We start from the raw sequence: 19,073 nt of genomic DNA, 5'->3' as shown, positions 1-19,073 counted from the left end.
GTCCGCGCACATCACCCACCGAGTCGAACCCGGTCGGATCCGGTCCAGGCCGGAGAGAGGCAACACACACAATGACCACGAGCGCAGCGAAACCCGCCGCCCCGCCGGCGGAGCGCAGCAAGGCCCTGATCCTGGTGGTGATCGGCCTCGCCCAGTTGATGGTGGCCCTGGACACCTCCCTGGTGAACCTCATCCTGCCCTGGGCACAGCGCGATCTGGGCATGTCCGACTCCAGCCGGCACCTGCTCGCGGCGGCCTACATGGTCGCCTACGGCAGCCTGTTGCCGCTGGGCGGACGGATCGCGGACCGGGTCGGCTACCGCCGCACCCTGCTGGTGGGCCTGGTCGGCTTCGCCGCGTCCTCGCTGGTGGCCGGCCTCGCGCAGAACACCGAGTTCCTGGTCACCGCGCGCACCGTGCAAGGCGTGTTCGGCGCGATCCTGGCCCCGTCCACGCTGGCCATCCTGACCACCACGTTCACCGAACCCAAGGAACGTGGACGGGCGTTCGGCCTGTACACCGCGATCGTCGCGGCGGGCAGCGGCCTGGGCATGGTGGCCGGCGGCGGCCTCACCGAGTACCTGAGCTGGCGCTGGTGCCTGTACCTGAACGTGCCGATCGCGGTGATCGCGGTGGTCGGCGCGCTGATCGTGCTGCCGGACACCCGGGGCCACCGGGAGACCGCGCTCGACCTGCCCGGCGCGGTGCTCGGCGGCGGCGGCATGGTGGCGCTGATGTACGGGATCAGCACGGCCGGCGCCAACGGGTGGGGTTCCACCGAGGCGGTCACCCTGCTGGTCGGCTCGGTGGTACTGCTCGCGGGCTTCGCGATCCGCCAGTCCAAGGCGACCCAACCGCTGCTGCCGCTGCGGTTGTTGGCCGACCGCAGCCGGGCGGGCGCGCTGATCGTGATCGCGCTCGGCGCGCTGGGCCCGTTCGGGCTGTACCTGTTCCTGACCTACCAGCTCCAGGTGATCATGGACTACTCGCCGGTGGAGGCGGGGTTGGCCTGTGTGCCGCTGACCGTGGCGACGGTGATCTCCGCCGGGGTGATCAGCAAGCTCCAACCGGTGGTCGCGCCGCGCACGATGATCGTGCCCGGACTGATCGCCGGCGCGGTGGCGATGGTGATGTTCGCGCAGATGGACGAGAACAGTTCGTACCCGCTGCTGATCCTGCCCGCGCTGGTATTGCTCGGCTTCACCCTGGGCATCGTGCACATCCCGGCCACCAACGCCGCGCTGAGCGGACTGCACCCGCGCGACGCGGGCTCGGTGTCCGCGTTCACCTTCGCCGCGCAACAACTGGGCGGCGCGATGGGCACCGCGCTGTTCAACACCATCGCCACCACCGCGACCGCCTCCTACGTCCTGCAACACCACGACCAGGCCACCGTCCTGGCCGACGGACACGGCTTCCGGGTGGCCACCATGTGGTCCGCCGGGCTGATGGTGTTCGCGGCCGTGGTCGCCGCCGTACTGATCAACGCCAAGGCCACCCGACAGACCCTGGACGACCCGCCGCCGGCCGAGGACCTGCCCGACGTCGCCGCCGCCACCCCGGCCACCCGGTCGTGATCCGGCGGGCGCCCCGAGCGGGCGGCAGCCGGGGCGCGATCCTCGCGGTGGTCGCCACGGCGCAACTGATGGTGGTGCTGGACGTCACCGTGGTGAACATCGCGCTGCCCTCCACGCAGCGCGAGTTGGGGCTGTCGGACGCGGGCCGGCAGTGGGTGATCACCGCCTACACGCTGGCCTTCGGCGGCTTCCTGCTCGCGGGCGGCCGGATCTCCGACCGGATCGGGCGTACTCGGGGCCTGCTGGTGGGGCTGACCGGGTTCGCCATCGCCTCCGCCGCCGGCGGTGCCGCCGCGAACGCCGGCACGCTGATCGCCGCGCGCGCCGCGCAGGGGCTGTTCTCCGCGCTGCTGGCACCGTCCGCGCTGGCCCTGCTGACCACGACGTTCACCGGGACCAGGGAACGCGCCCGCGCGTTCGGCGTGTACGGCGCGGTGCTGGCCGCGGGCGGCGCGCTCGGGCTGGTGGTCGGCGGGTTGTGCACGCAGTACCTGGACTGGCGCTGGTGCCTGTACCTGAACTCGCCGATCGCGGTGGGCGCGCTGATCGCGGGCCTGGCGGTGCTGCCGCGCGAGGACTCCGCCGGCGCGGAGCGCGCGAGTACCGGCCGATTGGGCCTGTTCGACGTGGCACTGGGCAGCGGCTCGATGGTCGCGCTGGTGTACCTGCTGACCGAGGCGGGCGCACACGGCTGGGGATCCACCCGGGTGCTCGCGCTCATCCCCGTCTCGATCGTGCTCCTGGCCGCCTTCGTGCTGCGCCAGCGCCGATCGGCGGACCCGCTGCTGCCGATGGCGGTGCTCGCCGACCGCAATCGGGCCGCGGCGTTCGTCACCATCGGGCTGACCGCGATCGGCATGTTCGGCATGTTCCTGGTGCTGACCTACCAACTCCAGGGCATCATGCGCTACTCGCCGCTGCGCACCGGGGTGGCGATGTTGCCGATGGCGGTCGCGGTGGTGCTGTCGGCGATGCTGATCGCGGCCCGACTGCTGCCCCGGCTGCCCGCGCGGGTGCTGATCGTGCCCGGCCTGGTGCTGTCCGCGGCGGGCCTGCTGGTGCTGACCCGGCTGACCCCGGACAGCACCTACGCCACCGGCGTGCTGCCCGCGCTGCTCCTGCTCGGCATCGGCTCCGGCATCACCTTGATGCCGTCGGTGGCGAGCACGATGAACGCCGTCGAACCCCGGTACACCGGCACCGTCTCGGCGTTCACCACCACGTCCCAACAACTGGGCGGCTCGATCGGCACGGCGCTGCTGAACACGATCGCCACCAGCGCCACCGCCTCCTACGCCGGCGGCCGGGGCGACCCGGTCCAGGCCGCGGACCGGGCCCGGGCGACCGTGCACGGCTACGCGGTCGCCTGCGGGTGGGCCACCGCGATCCTGCTCCTGTGCGCGGTCCTCGCGGGCGTGCTGATCAACGCCGGGCCGCAGGGCGAGCAGACCAAGAACCCCGACGAGGAGGCACCGGCGACCGCAGAGGACCCGGAGACACCCGGAAACCCCGAGAACCCCGAGATCCGCGAGCACCCGGAGATCCCCGAGATCGCCGAGAACCCCGAGAACCCCGTGCGGATCGACACAGACGAGCAAGAAAGCAGGGCACGACGTTGACCACCTTCGAAACCACCACCGCCTGGACCGAACCGCCCTCCGGGCACGCCGAGATGCTGGACTGGCTCGCCGAGCGGCGCGCGAAGGACGGACCGTGGCAGGACGAAAAGGGCAACTGGCACGTCTTTCGCTACCGCGACGTGCTCGACGTACTGAACGACCACACCACCTTCTCCTCGGACCTGCGCGACCTCTCGCCCCGGCACGCCGAGTTCGACGTGTTCAAGAAGGGCCTGTTCATCAGCATGGACGAGCCCCAGCACCGCAAGCTGCGCGGGCTGGTCAGTCAGGCGTTCACCCCCAAGGTGGTCGGGAAGCTGGCGCCGCGGGTGGCCGAGATCGCGCACGAGATGCTGGACGCGGTGCAGGACCGGGACCGGATCGAGTTGGTCGGCGACCTGGCCTACCCGCTGCCGGTGATCGTGATCGCCGAGCTGATCGGCGTCCCGACCAGCGACCGGGCCACCTTCCAGCGGTGGGCCGACGCGCTCCTGGGCATCGGCGGCGAGGTGACCGCGGCGCCCGACGGCGAGGTGCTGAGCAGCCTGACGCTGACCCTGCGGGAGATGAACGCCTACCTGCTCGACCACATCCGCAGCCGCCGGGCCAACCCGAACGGCGACCTCACCAGCAATCTGATCGCCGCCGAGATCGACGGCGAGCACCTCGAGGACGAGGAGATCGTCGGCTTCGTCGGCATGCTGCTCCTGGCCGGGCACATCATGACCACGCTGATGATCAGCGCGACGCTGTCCTGCCTGGACGACCACCGCGACGCGATCACCGAGATCCGCCGCGAACCGGACGCGCTGCCCGGCGCGATCGAGGAGGTGCTGCGCTTCCGCACCCCGTCGGTCCGCCAGGAGCGGCTGGCGCTGCGCGAGGCGACCGTCGGCGGCGGCCTGGTGCCGGCCGGCGCCTCGCTGGTGTTGTGGCTGTCCGGGGCCAACCGGGACGCGGGCCAGTTCCCCGACGCGGACCGGTTCGACATCCGGCGCACGCCCAACGCGCACCTGAGCTTCGGGCGCGGCATCCACCACTGCATCGGCGCACCGCTGGCCCGGTTGGAGTGCAAGACCGTGCTGGAGGTGCTGTTCGGCCGCTTCACCGAGTTCGCCGGCGCGGGCGCCGTTCCGCACGACGCGCGCTCGTCGTTCGCGCCGCTGAAGCTGCCGCTGGACGTGACCTGGGCCTGACCCGACCATCCGGCCCCGCCCGCCCCGCCCCGCCCGTCGCCGAACGCGGCCGGTCGGGGCGGGGCGCCGGTCGGCCTTTGTACGTTACGCAAGGACGAGGGCATCCGATGAACGTCACCACCTCCGCGCAGGGCACCTGGCTGCGGAGCTACCACCCGACCCCCGAGGGACGTCCCCGGCTGGTCTGCTTCCCGCACGCGGGCGGTTCGGCGAGCTCCTTCTTCGCCTTCGCCAAGGCCCTGGCCCCCTCGGTCGAGGTGCTCGCGGTGCAGTATCCGGGGCGCCAGGATCGCCGGCACGAGCCCTGTGTCGACGACCTGGCGCGGCTCGCCGACGAGATCGCCGAGATCATGCCCGCGTGGGCCGAGCGACCGCCGGCCTTCTTCGGGCACAGCATGGGTGCGACGCTGGCCTTCGAGGTGGCGCTGCGGCTCGGCGAGCGGCCGGGCGCGGTCGGCCCGAGCCGGCTGTTCGCCTCGGGCCGGCGGGCGCCCGGGCGGCACCGGACCGAGACCGTGCACCTGCGCGACGACGCGGGGCTGATCGACGAATTGTTGCTGCTCAACGGCACCGAGCCGGGCGTACTGCTGGACGACGACGTGCTGCGGATGGTGCTGCCGTCGCTGCGTGCCGACTACCGGGCGATCGAGCGCCACGTGGTGCGCCCCGGGGCCCGGGTGGACTGCCCGATCACGGTCCTGGTGGGCGACGCCGACCCGAAAGTCACCCTGGACGAGGCCCGGGCCTGGCGCGAGCACACCACGGTGAGCGGTACGGACATGTCCGTCTTCCCGGGCGGACACTTCTACCTCAACGACCACCGGCCGGCCGTCGTCGACCTGATCACCGCCGCGCTGCTCGCTCCGGGCGCCTCGACCTGATCACCGCCGGGCCGCTCGTCCCGGGGCCTCGATCTGATCACCGCCGGGCCGCTCGCTCCGGGGCCTCGATCTGATCACCGCCGGGCGGCTCGCTCCGGGGGCCTCGACTTGATTACCGCCGGGCCGCCGGCCCCCGGGCGCCTCGATCCGGGCGCACCCCGGCGGCCCGGCTCGGCCGCCCGGCTCCGGGCACGCCACAGGGCGGGTCGGCTTCGTCGCATGGACGAAGGCGGCCCGCCGAAGCGGTGCGCGGACGATCAGGCCGGCTCCGGGGACACCGGAATCCGGCCGGTCATCCGCTCCATGCCGCTGATCCAGTTGTCGCGCAGCGCGGCCGTGGCGGCCGGCACGTCGCCGGCGCTCAGGTGCTCGGCGATCCGGCAGTGCTCCTCGGCCTCGCGCTCCAACAACGTGTCCTCGCCCGCGATCAGGTGGGTATAGCGGCGCATGCCCGCCTTCACGCTGGTCACCAGGTCCAACAGGCGCTCGTTGGGGCACTTCCCGAGCAGCAGGTCGTGCCACTCGTCGTCGTGCCACTCGATCTCCGACTGCTCCGCCACCGGATCCGGGAAGCCCCGGGCCAGTCGCAGCAACTCCGGTGCCATTTCCCGGAGTTCAGCCGGATCGGAGAGTTCGAGCGCGAGCGACTCCAGGCCCGCGACGATCTCGCACAGCTCGCGGAACTCCTTGCTGCTGACCGGTGCGAACCGGAAACCGCGCCCCTGATTGCTCTCCAGGACGCCTTCGCCGGCCAGGGTGATCAGGGCTTCGCGCAGGGGGGTGCGACTCACGCCCAACTCGGCCGCGAGCACCACCTCGTTGATGTCCTTGCCTGCCGCGAAGTCGCCTCTGTCGAGGCGCAGAAGCAACTCCTCCCGGATCTGCTCCCGCAGAGGTCGCCGCTGGATGGCCATGTGTCGGTTACTCCTCGTGTTGATCGGCGCCGATATCTGGTGCTTGACATGACGCACCGCACACACCTTGAATTATGAATACAGAATACATGAACGGGAGGTCGACGTGCGGTTGACGCGAGTGCCGGGATTGCTGTTCGGGGGTGACTACAACCCCGAACAGTGGCCGGAGGCGGTCTGGGCCGAGGACGCCAAGCTGATGGTCGAGGCGGGCGTGAACATCGCGACCGTCGCGGTCTTCTCCTGGTCACGGCTGGAACCGCGGCCCGGGGAGTACGACTTCGGCTGGCTGGACCGGGTGCTCGACCTGCTGCACGAGCACGGCGTCGCCGCCGACCTGGCCACCGCGACCGCGACCCCGCCGCCGTGGTTGGTTCGCGAGCACCCGGAGCTGCTGCCGGTCGACGCGAACGGCACCCGGCTGGAGTTCGGCTCCCGCCAGGGCTACTGTCCCAGCTCGCCGATCTTCCGCGCGGCCACCGTCCGGCTGGCCCGGGCGATGGCGGAGCGTTACGCCGAGCACCCCGCCCTGGCCATGTGGCACATCGGCAACGAGTACGCGGACCACACGCTCGAATGCTTCTGCGACGAGTCCGCCCGGCACTTCCGGCGTTGGCTGGGCGAGCGGTACCAGGACATCGACGCCCTCAACGCCGCCTGGGGCACCTCCTGCTGGGGCCAGCACTACACCGACTTCGAGCAGATCGCCCCGCCGCGCAAGGCACCGGGCCCGATCAACCCGACCCAGGTGCTGGACTGGCGCCGGTTCTGCTCCGACGCGCTCCTGGAGTGCCTGGAGGCGGAGAAGCGGGTGCTGCGCGAGGTCACCCCGGACGTCCCGGTGACCACGAACTTCATGAGCATCCTGCCCGGCCTGGACTATTGGAAGTGGGCCGCCGCCGAGGACTTCGTCAGCGACGACGCCTACCCCGACCCCGCCGACCCCACCTCGCACGTGGACATCGCGCTCAGCTACGACCTGATGCGCTCGCTCAAGCAGCGCCCCTGGCTGCTCCTGGAGCAGGCCCCGAGCGCGGTGAGCTGGCGCGAGGTCAACGTGCCCAAGCCGGCGGGCAAGATGCGCCTGGACAGCCTCCAGGCACTCGCCCACGGCGCCGACGGAGTGATGTTCTTCCAGTGGCGCCAGGCCCGCTACGGACCCGAGAAGTTCCACTCCGCCCTCCTGCCGCACGGCGGTGTGCACACCCGCGGATGGCAGGACACGCTACGCCTGGGCGACGACCTGGAAAAGCTCGCCGAGATCGCCGGCAGCACCTCCCGCGCGGACGTCGCGCTGCTCCTGGACTGGTCCTCGTGGTGGGGCCTGGAGGCCCCCGAGTCGATGCCGTCCAAGCGGCTGGAGCTCAAGCGGCTGCTGAACGCGTGGTACGCACCGCTGCACGCCCGCGGGATCACCGTGGACCTGGCCCCGCCGGACCGCGACCTGTCCGCGTACCGCCTGGTGATCGCGCCCAACCTCTACCTGTGCACCGACGAACAGGCCGCGAACCTGCGGGCGTTCGACGGTGAGCTGATCGTCGGCCCGTTCAGCGGCGTGGTGGACGCGGCCGACCGGGTGCACCCCGGCGGCGCACCCGGCCCGCTGCGCGACCTGCTCGGCCTGAGCGTCGACGAGTTCTGGCCGTTGGCCGACGGAGCCACGCAGGGCGTCCGGTACGCCGACGGCACCGCGGGGACGGCGACCCGGTGGGCCGAGTGGCTGCGACCGGAAGGGGCCGCGCCGCTGGCCGACTACGAGGGCGGCGACCTGGCCGGGCAGCCCGCGATCACCCGGCTCGGCCGGGCCACCTACGTGGGCTGCGACCTCGACGACGTCACCCCGATCCTGACCGACGTACTCACCCGGGCCGGAGTCCGCTCCGTCGCGGACGTGCCTCCGGCGGTCGAGGCCTGCCGCCGGACCGGCCCCGACGCCGACTACCTGTTCCTGCTCAACCACGGCACGACCACCGCGGCACTGACCCTGCGCGCCCCCGGCACGGACCTGCTGACCGGGCGCGACCTGCACGGCCCGATCGCGATCGGGCCCAGGGACGCCGTGGTGCTGCGCACCGCTCACGAGGGAGAGAAGTGACCCACCCCTACATACCCAATGCCGAGCCGGCCGTGCGGGCCGAGATGCTGGCCGCGATCGGGGTCGAGTCCGTCGAGGACTTCTACGCCGACATCCCCGCCGCGCTGCGCCTGAACCGGCCGCTCGACCTGCCCGCGCCGATGAGCTCGGAAACCGAACTGGTCCGGCACATGCGCGGGTTGCTCGGACGCAACACCGACACCACCGAGGTGCTCAGCTTCCTCGGCGGCGGCTGCTACCCGCACCACGTGCCCGCCGTGTGCGACGAGATCAACTCGCGCGGCGAGTTCCTCACCGCCTACGCGGGCGAACCGTACGAGGACCACGGCCGCTTCCAGGCGCTCTTCGAGTACGTCAGCATGATGGGTGAACTCCTGGAGCTGGACGTCGTCAACGTCCCGACCTACGACGGCTTCCAGGCCTCCGGCACCGCGCTGCGGATGGCCGCGCGCTACACCGGCCGGTCCAAGGTGCTGGTCACCGCCGCGATCGGCGCGGACAAGCTGAGCAAGCTGCACGACTTCCTCGCGCCCGACATCGAGATCGTCATGATCCCGGTCGCCGAGAACGGCGAGGCCGGCGCCTTCACCGTCGACGACACCGTCGCCGCGGTCTACCTGGAGAGCCCCAACCTCTACGGCGTGGTCGAGGCCCGGACCGCCGAGATCGCCGAACTCGCGCACGCCGAAGGCGCGTTGCTCGTGGTCAGCGCGGACCCGATCTCGCTCGGCGTGCTCGCCCCGCCCGCCACGCTCGGCGCGGACATCGTCTGCGGCGACATCCAGTCGCTGGGCATGCACCAGAACTACGGCGGCGGTCACGCCGGTTACATCGCCACCCGCGACGAACCGCGCCTGGTCGCCGAGTTCCCCTCGCGTCTGTTCGGCATCGCGCCGACCGCGGTGCCGGGCGAATACGGCTTCGGCGACGTCTTCTACGACCGCACCTCCTTCGCGCTGCGCGAGGAGGGCAAGGAATGGGTGGGCACCGCCGCCTCGCTGTGGGGCATCACGGCCGGCGTCTACCTCGCGCTGATGGGCCCGGAGGGCATGCGCGAACTGGGCGAGACGATCCTGGCCCGGACCCGCTACGCGATGGACGAACTCGCCGCGGTCCCCGGGGTACGGGTGCGGCACGCCGCCGCCGTGCACTTCCGCGAGTTCGCGATCGAGGTGGCCGACACCGACGCGCTGCTCACCGCGCTGCGCGCACACGGCATCTACGCCGGCATCGCGCTGGATGCCACAACGCTGCTGGTCTGTGTGACCGAGCGGCACACCAAGGACGACATCGACACGCTGGTGCGAGCGGTACGAGAGGTGCAGGGCTGATGGGTACCGTCGGAGAATCCTTCGCGAAATTGCCGATCGAGGCCAAGCCGCCGCTGCGCCGGTTCCACCAGGCGCGCTGGGACGAGCCGATCATCTTCGACCACTCCAGCCCGGGCCGGCGCGGCATCGGGGTGCCCGAGGCGGGCGTGCCCGCCGTCGAACTGCCCGCCGGGATACGGCGCGAGACGCCGCCCGCGCTGCCGCAGATGTCCCAGCTGCACGTGCTCCGGCACTACATGCGCCTGTCCCAGGAGACCGTGGGCGTCGACCTCGGCATCGCCGTCGGCCAGGGCACCTGCACGATGAAGTACAGCCCCAAGATCAACGACCGGTTCGTCAGCGACCCGAAGATCGCCGAACTGCACCCGGCACAGCCCGAGGACAGCGTGCAGGGCGTGCTCGCGATCTACTGGCAACTGGAGCAGATGCTCAAGGAGATCTCCGGCCTGGACCGGGTCAGCCTGCAACCGGGCTCCGGTTCGGCGGCGATCTACGCCAACATCGCGATGATCCGCGCCTACCACGCCTCCCGGGGCGAAGGCGAGCAGCGCGACCAGGTCATCACCACGATGTTCTCGCACCCCACGAACGCGGCCTCCCCCAAGACCGCCGGGTACGAGGTGATCACTTTGATGCCGGACGCCGACGGCTACCCGGACATCGAGGCGCTGCGTGCGGCCGTGGGCCCGCGCACCGCCGCGCTGATGATCACCAACCCGGAGGACACCGGGATCTACAACCCCCGGATCGCCGAGTTCGTCGAACTCGTGCACGGGGTCGGCGGGTTGGCCTGCTACGACCAGGCCAACGCGAACGGCATCCTGGGCATCACCCGGGCCGCCGACGCCGGGTTCGACCTGTGCCACTTCAACCTGCACAAGACCTTCTCCACACCGCACGCGTCCGGCGGTCCGGCCGCGGGTGCCTGCGGCGTCGCGGAGAAGCTGGTGCCGTTCATGCCCGGCCCCACCATCGAGTTCGACGGCGAGCGCTACTTCCTGGACTCCGACCGGCCGCAGTCGATCGGCAAGAACCGGCCCTACCTGGGGGTCACCCAGAACGTGGTGCGCGCCTACGCATGGATCATGGCGCTGGGGGCCGAGGGCCTGCGGCAGGTGGCCGAGACGGCGGTGCTGAACAACAACTACCTGATGCACAAGGTGTTGCAGATCCCGGGCGCCTCCGCCCACTGGGACAAGCGCCGGCTGGAGCAGGTCCGCTACTCGTGGCAGGGCCTGTACGAGGACACCGGCGTGCACTCGGAGGAGATCGGCGTGCGCGCGGCCGACTTCGGGGTGCACTACTGGACCAGCCACCACCCGTACCTGGTGCCCGAGCCGTTCACCCTGGAGCCGACCGAGTCGTACTCCAAGGAGGATCTGGACGAGTACGCCGCGATCCTGGCGCACGTCGCGGACGAGGCCCGCAGCGAACCGGAGTTCGTCAAGGGCGCGCCCTACAACCAGACCGTGCACAAGATCGACCCGACCTGCCTGGACGACCCGGAGCAGTGGGCCATGACCTGGCGGGCCTACGTCCGTAAGCACCTGTCATGAGAATCGGCCTGATCGTCAACCCGGTGGCCGGCCTCGGCGGGACGGCCGGGCTCAAGGGCAGCGACGGCGCCGACGTGCAGCGCGAGGCGCTGGCCCGCGGCGCGACCGCCCGGGCGGAGGAGCGCGCGGCGGTGGCCGTGCGCGCGCTCCTGAGCGCCCGCCCGGACACCGTCGTGGTCACCGTGGCCGGCGCGATGGGCGAGAACTCCGTGCGCGCCGCCGGCGCGGTGCCCGAGCTGGTGGCGTGCGCACCGGGGGAGCCGTCCTCCTCCGCCGACACCCGGGCGGGCGTCCGGGCGTTGGCGGCGGTGGACCTGCTGCTGTTCGCGGGCGGCGACGGCACCGCGCGGGACGTGCTCGACGCCGGGCCGACCGCGCCGGTGCTCGGCATCCCGGCGGGCGTCAAGGTCTACTCCGGCTGCTTCGCGGTCGGCCCGGCGGCGGCCGGACACGCCGCCGCCGAGTTCACCGGGAACACCGCCGAGGCCGAGGTGGTGGACCTGGACGAACAGGCCTACCGCGAGGGCCGGGTCAGCCCCCGGCTCTACGGCACGCTGACCGTGCCGGCCGCCCGGGTACGGCTGTCCGGGCGCAAGACCGGCTCCTCGGGGGCCGCGCCGGAGACCGTCGAGGGGATCGCCCGCGAGGTGGTCGCCCGGATGCGACCGGGCGTGCGCTACATCCTGGGCCCGGGCAGCACCACGCGCGCGGTGGGCCGGGCGCTGGGCGCACCGTCCACCCTGCTCGGCGTGGACGTGGTCCTCGACGGCGCGCCGATCGGGGTCGACGTGAGCGAGCGCGCGCTGCTCGACCTGGTGGACGGACACGAGGCGGACGCCGTCGTGTCGGTGATCGGCGGCCAGGGCTTCGTGCTCGGTCGCGGCAACCAGCAGATCAGCCCCCGGGTGTTGGCCCGCGTGCACGGCCTGACGGTGCTCGCCACCCGCACCAAGCTCGCCGCGCTCGGCGGCCGGCCGCTGCTGGCGGACACCGGCGACCCGGCCACGGACGAGAGGCTGAGCGGCTACGTCCAGGTGGTCACCGGCTACCGCGAGACCGTCCCCTATCGAATTGTTCCTGCCAGCGAGGAGAGCTCCGGATGAACGGCATGACTGGTTCCTTGCACGGAAAGGTCGCCATCGTCACCGGTGGCGGCTCGGGTATCGGCCGGGCCACCGCGCTGATGTTCGCCGCGGAGGGCGCGGACGTGGTGATCGCCGACATCGACGCGGCGGCCGCGACCCGTACCGCCGAGGAGATCACCGCGCGGGGTTCGCGCGCGGTCGGCGTCAAGGCGGACGTCTCCGCCGAGGCGGACTGCGCGTCGGTGGTGTCCACGGCGGTGCAGAGCTTCGGCGGGCTGCACGTGCTCTTCAACAACGCGGGCATCATCCGGCGCGCGGACGCGATCGGCACCACCGTCGACGAGTGGGACCGGGTGATGGCGGTCAACGTGCGCTCGGTCTTCCTGATGTGCAAGCACGCGATCCCCGCGATGACCGACGGCGGCTCGATCGTCAACACCGGCTCCGGCTGGGGCCTCAAGGGCGGCGGCAACGCGATCTCCTACTGCGCGTCCAAGGCCGCCGTGGTCAACATGACCCGGGCCCTGGCGATCGACCACGCGGCGGCCGGGATCCGGGTCAACTCGGTCAACCCCGGCGACACGGACACCCCGATGCTGCGCGAGGAGGCGCGGCAACTGGCCGAGGACTGGACGGCGTTCGCGGCCGAGGCGGCGGACCGCCCGATGGGCCGGTCCGGCACCCCGGACGAGATCGCCCGCGCCGTGCTGTTCCTCGCCTCCGACGCGGCCGGCTACATCACCGGCACCGCCCTGGTCGTCGACGGCGGCGGCCTCGCCTAGTCCCACCCGCGCCCCCGTCGCCATCGGCGTCGGGCGCGGGCCAGTTCCCAGCACGCGCACGTCCCGCACCCATCCCCCCGGAGGCACATCGTGTCATTTTCCCGCGCAGCGAAGACCGTCGCCGTGCTGGCCGCCGGCGCCGCACTCGCCGCAACCACCGGTTGTGGCGGGAGCAGCGGCTCCGGCTCCGGCTCCGGCAAGACCACCGTCACCTGGTCGACCTGGGGCAACCCGGAGGAACTCGCCCGGTTCAAGGACTTCGAGAAGGACTTCGGCAAGCGCCACCCCGACATCAAGCTGAAGCTCCAGGCGGTCCCCTCCTACAGCGACTACCACTCCAAGCTGCTCACCCAGCTCTCCTCCAAGACCGCGCCCGACGTGTTCTACGTCGGCGACGACTTCATCGGGAAGTTCGTCTCCGCCGGGGTGGTCTCGCCGCTCAACGAGAAGATGGCGGCCCCCGACAGCAAGGCCAAGCCGGAGGACTTCTTCGACGGCCTGTACGGCGGCGCCAAGAAGGACGGGCAGATCTACGGCATACCCAACGACGCCAACCCCGAGGTGCTCTGGTACGACAAGCAGGCGCTCAAGGACGCCGGCATCACCGAGGACCCGGCCGCGCTGAACGCCCAGGGCAAGTGGACGATGGCCACCTACCTGGAGATGAACCGCAAGCTCAAGGCGGCGGACAAGGCCGGCTCGATCTTCTACAACTGGTACGGCTCGACCTACAGCATGATCAACGGCTTCGGCGGCAAGGTGTACGACGGCGGCAAGTTCGTCGGCAACACCGACCCCAAGTCGCGCGAGGCATTGAAGACCCTGGCCGACGGCTACCAGAACGGGACCTTCCTGGTCGCCGACAACCTGCCCGAGGGCAACGGCCCGGACGTGCAGTTCATCAAGCACAAGGCGGGCTTCTCCGCAGGCGGCCGATGGATGATCGACACCGTCAAGAAGGGACAGCAGGACAACTACGACATCGTGCCGTTCCCGTCCCAGACCGGCGTGCTGATGCCGCAGACGGTGGGCACCTCCTTCCTGGCGCTGAACAAGGACGCCAAGAACGCGCAGGCGGCCTGGACGTTCCTGTCCGAGTTCGTCTCCAAGGACGGCCAGGCCACCCGCCTGAAGGGCGGCGGCAACGCGGTGCCCTCGGTCAAGGGCGCGGACAGCGTGGTGATGGAGGGCTACCCCGCGCACGCGCAGACCTTCATCGACACCCGTGACGGCGGCTTCGCCAACTACCCGGAGGAGGCCGGTGTCCCGGAGCTGACGGCGAGCATCAACGAACTGCTGATGAAGCTGTGGACCGGCAAGATCGGCTTCGACCAGGCGATGAACGACCTCGGCTCGCTCGTCTCCGGCAAACTGCGCTGACCGGGGGCCCGCCGTGACCACGTCCACGCTCAGCCGCACCACCGACGCACGGCGCCCGGCCACCGAAACCCCCGAGCGCCGCCGGTCCCTTCGGGGCCGGCGGCGCCGGGAGCGGTGGTGGGCCGCCCTCTTCCTCGGGCCGCAACTGGCCGCCCTGCTGGCGTTCACCCTGGGGCCGCTGGGCTTCGCGGTCGTCCTGGCCTTCATGAAGTGGGACGGCCTGGGCGACAAGTCCTGGGTCGGCTTCGACAACTTCCAGACCCAGCTCTCCGATCCCACCTTCCGCGACGCGGTGCTGAACACGCTGACCCTGGGCCTGATCACGGTGCCGGTGGGCCTGGTCCTGGCGCTGCTCATCGCGATGGCGCTGAACAACGTGCGCGGCAAGACCATCTACCGGGTGATCTACTTCCTGCCCGTGGTCACCAGTTCGGTGGCCGTCGCGGTGATCTGGCAGATGTTGCTGGCCAGCGGTGACCTGGGGATGCTCAACAACACCGTGCACGACTGGTTCGGCATCACGCTGCCCGACTGGCTCAACGATCCGGACTGGGTGATGGTCGCGATCGCGGCGGTGACCATCTGGTCCTCGCTGGGCCTGAACGTGGTGATCTTCCTGGCCGGCCTCCAGTCCATCCCGGCCCACCTGACCGAGGTGGCCCGGCTCGACGGCGCGGGACCGGTGCGGATCTTCCGGCACGTGACGCTGCCGCTGCTGTCCCCGACCATCTTCTTCTCCTTCGTGGTCGCGGTGATCAGCTCCTTCCAGGCCTTCGACCAGATCTACGTGCTGGTCGATCCGACCCACAACGAAGGGGCCCGCACGATCGTGTACCAGGTCTACGACCTGGGCTTCAAGAAGTTCGAGTTCGGCGCCAGCAGCGCCGCCGCCCTGCTCCTGACGCTGATGACGATCGTGGTCACCGTGGCCCAGTTCGGCATGCAGAAGCGCTTCGTCCACTACGAGTCGTAAGAGAGGATGGTCGTGATGGTCACTGCCATCCGCCGACGTTTCGGCACCGTCGCACTGCACACCCTGCTCATCGTGGGCGGGCTGCTGATGACGTTCCCGTTCGTGTGGATGCTGCTCACCGCGTTCAAGAGCGAGGGGCAGATGATCCAGGATCCGCTGGCCTGGCTGCCGGAGCCCTGGCGCGCGAGCAACTTCCCCGACGCCTTCGACGCGATGCCGTTCGGCCGCGCCTACTGGAACAGCTTCTACATCGCGATGATCACCGTCGTGGTGACGCTGCTCACCGCGTCGATGGCGGCGTACGCCTTCACCCGGATCGAATTCCCGTTCTCCCGCACGCTGTTCGTGATCTTCCTGCTCACCCAGATGGTGCCGACCCAGGTCACCCTGGTGCCGCTGTACGTGATGTTGTCGAACCTCGGCTGGATCGACACCCACCTGGCGCTGATCCTGCCCGCCATCGCCAACCCGTTCGCGGTGTTCATGATGCGCCAGTTCATCCGCGCGGTGCCGATCGAACTGGAGGAGGCCGCCCGGCTGGACGGCGCGAACCGGTGGACGATCTTCACCCGGATCGTGCTGCCCAACATCCGGCCCGGCATGGCCGCGCTGGGCATCATCGTCTTCCTGAGCAGTTGGAACAGCTTCATCTACCCGCTGATCTTCCTCAACTCCGAGGACAAATTCACCGTTCCGATGTTGCTCGCCTCGTTCAAGGGCCAGCACGGCGGACTGGACTACGGCATGCTCCTGGCCGCTTCGACGATCTCCGTGGTGCCGATGCTGATCGCGTTCGTGATCGGGCAGCGAAGGATCATCAGCAGCATGGCGGCATCCGGCATGGGAGGCCGCTGAGATGACGGCGCACGACCGCGACCTGCTCGACCGGGTCGCGCTGGACCTGCGCGAACGCCCTTTCACCGACCGGGGCTCGCGGCTCCTGGTGTTGGCGCAGGAGGACGGCGACCTGTGCATCGCCCGGTCCGAGTACGAGAGTCGACTCGCCGAGACGACCGTGCTCACCGGGCTGCGGATCGAGTCGGCGGCCGGCGACCCGCTGCCGATCCGGGCCGCGCACCCGGACCGGATCTCCTTCGCGGGCGGCGTGCACCTCGCCTTCGCCGATCCGGACACGCTCGTGGCGATCGGTACGGGCGCCCGGGCGCGCTGGCGGACGCCGGACGGCGCCGCGCACGAGGCCGTGATCGAGGGCTGCCGGGTGCTGGTGGGCGAGGGCACGCGCGTCGAGGGGCCCGCCGTCCTGGCCGCGGCCGGCGCGCGTTGGCGGGCCTGGTTCGAGCGCATGCCGGCGGTGCGCGCGGACCTGCGCGAACGGGCCGCGATGGCGTGGTGGACGCTCGGCGTGAACCTGCTGCCGATCCGCTTCGCGGGCGGCCGGGAGGGCCTGGTGCCGTCCCGGTTCGGCTACGTCGGCGTGTGGAACTGGGACTCCTACTTCCACGCCATCGCACTGCGACACGGCGACCCCGAACTGGCCCGGGACCAGATCCGGATCCTGCTCGCGCACCAGCGCGCCGACGGCCTGATCCCCGATGTCGTGCACGACGAGGGCGTGTTGGCGGAGACCGCCGACCTGCCGCGCTCGGACCGGGACCGGCTGGCCGAGCACGTCGGCCAGGCGCTCGGCGGGCAGGCGGCGCCGCCCGCCGCGGCCGGCGAGGTGGTCCCGGTGACCAAGCCGCCGCTGACCGCGTGGGCGGTCTGGAAGATCCACCGAGCCGCGCCCGACCTCGCCTTCCTGGCCGAGGTGTACGAGCCGATCGCCCGCTCGCAGGAATGGTGGCTGACCCACTCCGACCCCGACGGCGACGGCCTGGCCGAATACCTGCACCCGTACTCCAGCGGGCTGGACGACAGCCCCGTCTGGGACTACGGCCCGCGGGCCGAACCGCCGGACCTGAACGCCTACCTGGCGCTCCAGTTCGACGTACTGGGCGACATCGCACAGGAGTTGGGCCGGGCCGAGGAGGCCGCGACGTGGCGGGAGCGAGCGGCCGCGCACACCGAACTCCTGGTCTCCCGGCGATGGGACGGCGAGCACTTCACCACCGTGTCGGCAGGACGCGTGGTCGAGGTCCGCACACCGCTGGAACTGCTGCCGCTGCTCACCGGACGACTCCCGCGCGAGATCGCCGACCGGCTGGTGGCGGACCTGCGCTCGCCGAGCTTCTGGGGCGAACGGCCGGTACCGACCGTGGCGTTCGACGATCCGGCGTTCGACCCGGAGGCGATGTGGCGCGGACCGGTCTGGCTCAACGTCAACTACCTGCTGATCGAGGGCCTGCGCCGCTCCGGATACCCGGACGTGGCCGACGAGTTGACCGAGCGCACGGTGCGGATGGTGGCCGAGGGCGGCGGGCTCTACGAGTACTGGAACCCGCTGACCGGGGGCCGGGCCGGGCGCGCGACGACCGGATTCGGCTGGTCCAGCGCGCTGTTCGTGGACCTGGCCCGAAGCTGAGCGCACCGCCCACCGTCGCCGCCGGACGCGGTGACGGCGGGCGGGCCCGGGCGCCTCAGCGGGTGCCGAGCACGTCGGCCAGGTCGTAGCGGGCCGGTTCGGCGAGCTGTTCGTAGGTGCAGTCGGCGGGGTCCTTGTCGGTGCGCCACCGGCGGAACCGGGTCGTGTGCCGGAAGCGGTCGCCCTGGACGTGGTCGTAGGCCACCTCACAGACCGATTCCGGTCGCAGCGGCACCCAGTCCGAGAGCCGGCCGCCCGACCAGCGGGTCACCGCGCCGGGCAGCCGGTCGGCCTCGTGCGCCTCGGCCTCGGCCCAGTGCGCCCACGGGTGCCCGGTCGGGTCCGCCATGCGAAGGGGTGCCAACTCCTCGACCAGCTCGGCCCGCCGCGCGGCGGTGAAGGCCGCGCTGACGCCCACGTGCTGCAACCGACCCCGGTCGTCGTACAGGCCCAGCAGCAGCGAACCCACCACCGGGCCCGACTTGTGTTCGCGATAGCCCGCCACCACGCAGTCCGCGGTGCGCTCGTGCTTGACCTTGACCATCGCCCGTACGTCCGGCAGATACGGCCCGGCCGGGTCCTTGGCCACGATGCCGTCCAGGCCCGCGCCCTCGAACCGGTCGAACCAGTCCCGCGCCTGGGCCGAATCGGTGGTGGCCGGCGCGAGGTGGATCGGCGGCGGCACGTCCGCCAGCGCCCGCTCCAGCGCGGCCCGGCGCTCGGTCAGCGGCCGGGGCAGAAAGTCGTCGTCACCCAGCGCGAGCAGGTCGAACGCCACGAACGACGCGGGGGTGGTCTCGGCCAGGTGTCGCACCCGCGAGGCCGCCGGGTGGATCCGGTCCTGGAGCCGATCGAAGTCGAGCCGCCCGTCCCGGGCGACGACCAGTTCGCCGTCCAGCACGCAGCGCGGCGGGAGCAGCCGCAGCACCGCGTCGACCACGTCCGGGAAGTAGCGGTCCAGCGGCTTGGTGTTGCGGCTGCCGATCAGCACCTCGTCGCCGTCGCGGAAGACGATCGCCCGGAACCCGTCCCATTTGGCCTCGTAGTGCAGACCGGCGGGAATCCGCGCGGCCGCCTTGGCGAGCATCGGCTTGACCGGGGGCATCACGGGAAGGCGCATGCGCCTCAGTGTGCGCGGGCCCTGTGCGGGTCGCCTCCGCAGCGGCCGACCGGCGGTATGCCGTCGGGACGAATCAGGGCAA

15 protein-coding genes are annotated in these 19,073 nt (G+C 71.3%); 13 read left to right on the top strand and 2 right to left on the bottom strand.

The window, feature by feature from the left end; translation table 11 throughout:
• The first annotated feature begins 71 nt into the window (after positions 1 to 71).
• The 4 genes from ACWCPW_RS31080 to ACWCPW_RS31065 all read left to right on the top strand — a co-directional run bounded on the left by ACWCPW_RS31080 (position 72) and on the right by ACWCPW_RS31065 (position 5,273).
• Entirely contained in the window at positions 72 to 1,577 is a 1,506-nt protein-coding gene (locus ACWCPW_RS31080; RefSeq protein WP_395867218.1) for a DHA2 family efflux MFS transporter permease subunit, read from the top strand.
• Positions 1,574 to 3,196, top strand: a complete 1,623-nt coding sequence (locus ACWCPW_RS31075; RefSeq protein WP_449764884.1) for an MFS transporter — start codon at positions 1,574 to 1,576, stop codon at positions 3,194 to 3,196. Before ACWCPW_RS31080 ends, ACWCPW_RS31075 begins: the two co-directional genes overlap by 4 nt.
• Positions 3,193 to 4,392 carry a cytochrome P450 gene (locus ACWCPW_RS31070; RefSeq protein ID WP_449764883.1) on the top strand — a complete coding sequence of 400 codons (1,200 nt, stop codon included), beginning with the start codon at positions 3,193 to 3,195 and terminating at the stop codon, positions 4,390 to 4,392. The genes ACWCPW_RS31075 and ACWCPW_RS31070 overlap by 4 nt, the downstream gene beginning before the upstream one ends.
• Positions 4,393 to 4,499: 107 nt before the next feature.
• Positions 4,500 to 5,273 (top strand): thioesterase II family protein, encoded by a 774-nt coding sequence (locus tag ACWCPW_RS31065; protein ID WP_449764882.1) that lies wholly within the window; start codon positions 4,500 to 4,502, stop codon positions 5,271 to 5,273.
• Between the two features lie 257 nt (positions 5,274 to 5,530).
• Here the strand turns inward: ACWCPW_RS31065 and ACWCPW_RS31060 are convergent, their stop codons facing one another.
• The gene (locus ACWCPW_RS31060; protein ID WP_449764881.1) at positions 5,531 to 6,187 is read right to left on the bottom strand and encodes a GntR family transcriptional regulator; all 657 of its coding nucleotides are present in this window, start codon (positions 6,185 to 6,187) and stop codon (positions 5,531 to 5,533) included.
• Positions 6,188 to 6,293: 106 nt separating this feature from the next.
• On the opposite strand from ACWCPW_RS31060, the gene ACWCPW_RS31055 reads away from it, so the two are divergent.
• From ACWCPW_RS31055 to ACWCPW_RS31015, 9 genes are all read left to right on the top strand, one after another.
• A complete protein-coding gene (locus tag ACWCPW_RS31055; protein ID WP_449764880.1) occupies positions 6,294 to 8,282 on the top strand; it encodes a beta-galactosidase in 1,989 nt (662 codons plus the stop codon).
• A complete protein-coding gene (gene gcvPA / locus ACWCPW_RS31050) occupies positions 8,279 to 9,613 on the top strand; it encodes an aminomethyl-transferring glycine dehydrogenase subunit GcvPA (protein WP_449764879.1) in 1,335 nt (444 codons plus the stop codon). The genes ACWCPW_RS31055 and gcvPA overlap by 4 nt, the downstream gene beginning before the upstream one ends.
• Entirely contained in the window at positions 9,613 to 11,169 is a 1,557-nt protein-coding gene (gene gcvPB / locus ACWCPW_RS31045) for an aminomethyl-transferring glycine dehydrogenase subunit GcvPB (protein ID WP_449764878.1), read from the top strand. Before gcvPA ends, gcvPB begins: the two co-directional genes overlap by 1 nt.
• A complete protein-coding gene (locus ACWCPW_RS31040; RefSeq protein ID WP_449764877.1) occupies positions 11,166 to 12,272 on the top strand; it encodes an ATP-NAD kinase family protein in 1,107 nt (368 codons plus the stop codon). The genes gcvPB and ACWCPW_RS31040 overlap by 4 nt, the downstream gene beginning before the upstream one ends.
• Positions 12,269 to 13,036, top strand: coding sequence for an SDR family NAD(P)-dependent oxidoreductase (locus ACWCPW_RS31035; protein ID WP_449764876.1), 768 nt, complete (start codon positions 12,269 to 12,271; stop codon positions 13,034 to 13,036). Before ACWCPW_RS31040 ends, ACWCPW_RS31035 begins: the two co-directional genes overlap by 4 nt.
• Positions 13,037 to 13,126: 90 nt before the next feature.
• On the top strand, positions 13,127 to 14,416 hold the full coding sequence (locus tag ACWCPW_RS31030) for an ABC transporter substrate-binding protein (protein ID WP_449764875.1): 1,290 nt from the start codon (positions 13,127 to 13,129) through the stop codon (positions 14,414 to 14,416).
• Positions 14,417 to 14,429: 13 nt separating this feature from the next.
• Positions 14,430 to 15,389, top strand: a complete 960-nt coding sequence (locus tag ACWCPW_RS31025; RefSeq protein ID WP_449764874.1) for a carbohydrate ABC transporter permease — start codon at positions 14,430 to 14,432, stop codon at positions 15,387 to 15,389.
• 15 nt (positions 15,390 to 15,404) lie between these two features.
• Positions 15,405 to 16,244 (top strand): carbohydrate ABC transporter permease, encoded by an 840-nt coding sequence (locus ACWCPW_RS31020; protein ID WP_449764873.1) that lies wholly within the window; start codon positions 15,405 to 15,407, stop codon positions 16,242 to 16,244.
• Between the two features lies 1 nt (position 16,245).
• On the top strand, positions 16,246 to 17,871 hold the full coding sequence (locus ACWCPW_RS31015) for an amylo-alpha-1,6-glucosidase (RefSeq protein ID WP_449764872.1): 1,626 nt from the start codon (positions 16,246 to 16,248) through the stop codon (positions 17,869 to 17,871).
• Positions 17,872 to 17,926: 55 nt separating this feature from the next.
• On the opposite strand, the gene ACWCPW_RS31010 is transcribed toward ACWCPW_RS31015, so the two are convergent.
• On the bottom strand, positions 17,927 to 18,991 hold the full coding sequence (locus tag ACWCPW_RS31010; RefSeq protein WP_449764871.1) for an ATP-dependent DNA ligase: 1,065 nt from the start codon (positions 18,989 to 18,991) through the stop codon (positions 17,927 to 17,929).
• Positions 18,992 to 19,073 lie beyond the last annotated feature (82 nt).

The sequence above is a fragment of the Embleya sp. NPDC001921 genome (assembly GCF_053594475.1).
Note: the sequence above shows the minus strand (reverse complement) of the source record. Positions and strands in the feature narration are given on the sequence as shown.

Coding starts and splice junctions, on each gene's coding strand:
- ACWCPW_RS31080 (WP_395867218.1), top strand. CDS start 72: ATGACCACGAGCGCAGCGAAACCCGCCGCCCCGCCGGCGGAGCGCAGC.
- ACWCPW_RS31065 (WP_449764882.1), top strand. CDS start 4,500: ATGAACGTCACCACCTCCGCGCAGGGCACCTGGCTGCGGAGCTACCAC.
- ACWCPW_RS31060 (WP_449764881.1), bottom strand. CDS start 6,187: ATGGCCATCCAGCGGCGACCTCTGCGGGAGCAGATCCGGGAGGAGTTG.
- gcvPB (WP_449764878.1), top strand. CDS start 9,613: ATGGGTACCGTCGGAGAATCCTTCGCGAAATTGCCGATCGAGGCCAAG.
- ACWCPW_RS31040 (WP_449764877.1), top strand. CDS start 11,166: ATGAGAATCGGCCTGATCGTCAACCCGGTGGCCGGCCTCGGCGGGACG.
- ACWCPW_RS31035 (WP_449764876.1), top strand. CDS start 12,269: ATGAACGGCATGACTGGTTCCTTGCACGGAAAGGTCGCCATCGTCACC.
- ACWCPW_RS31020 (WP_449764873.1), top strand. CDS start 15,405: ATGGTCACTGCCATCCGCCGACGTTTCGGCACCGTCGCACTGCACACC.
- ACWCPW_RS31015 (WP_449764872.1), top strand. CDS start 16,246: ATGACGGCGCACGACCGCGACCTGCTCGACCGGGTCGCGCTGGACCTG.
- ACWCPW_RS31010 (WP_449764871.1), bottom strand. CDS start 18,991: ATGCGCCTTCCCGTGATGCCCCCGGTCAAGCCGATGCTCGCCAAGGCG.